1 protein-coding gene is annotated in these 1,071 nt (G+C 47.5%); it reads right to left on the reverse strand.

The window, feature by feature from the left end:
* On the reverse strand, positions 1–1,071 hold a 1,071-nt coding region (locus tag R8O11_RS25195), incomplete at both ends, for a transglycosylase domain-containing protein (protein WP_318194608.1).

A 1,071-nucleotide genomic window follows, 5' to 3' on the forward strand; every position in this document is an offset into this window, starting at 1 on the left:
TGGTTGCGCGGTTAAACTTGCTGTGAACAAAGTTAAAACCACCTACTAGTGACAAAATGCCGCCATTTTCAGGATTCATCGCGACAAATGCGGTGTTCGCGCTAGGCACTTGGCTTAGCTTCCAGCTGCTTTGAGTGTTGCCATCTTCATCGGTGGTCGTTAGCTCGCGAACCCAAATTTGTTCACCTGCAGCTAAAACCTCTTGTGCAGATTTTGGCGTTGAACCTTGACGGTTATCGGTGAGGAATTTGCGTGCCCAGTTCATGCCAGTCCAAGGGATGGTTTGTGCATCGTTATTTTTCACAACAACTTGCTCCGTTTTGCCGTCCACTTTTGTCACGACAGCAGGGTAAAGATCGCCGTAAGTTGGCTGGCCTTTTAGATGCTTCTCAATTTGTTCTGCATCCCAAGCGGCTTCCCCTTCTTTCCACAACACTTTTTCTGCGCCGCGGTAGCCATGACGCTCGTCATAAGCCATTAGGTTGTTTACCGCAGCCTTATTGGCAGCGTCTTGCAGTTTAGAGTCAACCGTCATGTAGATATTCAAACCCGACGTATAGGCTTTCTCTTCACCGTACTCTTTTACTGCCCATGCACGTGCAAGTTCGGCAACGTAAGGCGCAGACACTTCAATTTCTGCACTGTGGTAACGAGCGATGATTGGTTCGTTACGTGCTTCATCGAATTGCTCTTGCGTAATGTACTTTTCATCGAGCATACGCATTAGCACAACGTTACGACGTTTTGTTGCACGTTCTAGCGAGTATATTGGGTTCATGGTTGAAGGTGCTTTTGGCATCCCCGCCAGTGTCGCAATTTCGCTAAGCGAGAGCTCATTTAGGCTCTTACCAAAATACACCTGAGCTGCTGCACCAAAACCGTATGAGCGATAGCCAAGGAAGATCTTGTTAACGTAAAGCTCCATGATCTCTTGTTTGCTCAGCAGTTGCTCAATGTGAATGGCAATGAAGATCTCTTTGATCTTACGCATTAGTTTCTTCTCGTTGGATAAGAAGAAGTTACGCGCTAGCTGCTGAGTGATGGTACTCGCACCTTGCTTTGCTGAGCCGG

This window comes from Vibrio sp. 1288 (genome assembly GCF_033344475.1).